At 47.0% G+C, this 253-nt stretch carries 1 protein-coding gene; it reads right to left on the reverse strand.

Annotated elements, in window-relative coordinates:
- On the reverse strand, positions 1 to 253 hold a 253-nt coding region (locus FAY32_RS14525), incomplete at both ends, for a transposase (RefSeq protein ID WP_191988201.1).

The raw sequence follows: 253 nt of genomic DNA on the forward strand, positions 1-253 counted from the left end.
CACGGCCTTACGGTCTTTCACCCGAACTTTGTTTATCAAATTACGCCCAACATGAACCAGGCAACGTTGTCGTTTAGCTTTGGGAAAATGCCGATTTAAACCTTCATCCAAACCAACTAACCCATCGGCCACAAACAACAGCACATCTTTGACACCTTGCTTAATCAGGGTTCCCAGTAATTCAGTCCAGATCCCAGTTGATTCCGTCGGCGCCACTTGGTAGTTCAGCACTTCTTTCGTACCATCTGGACGA

It is taken from the genome of Levilactobacillus enshiensis, from assembly GCF_007115095.1.
GTDB lineage: Bacteria > Bacillota > Bacilli > Lactobacillales > Lactobacillaceae > Levilactobacillus > Levilactobacillus enshiensis.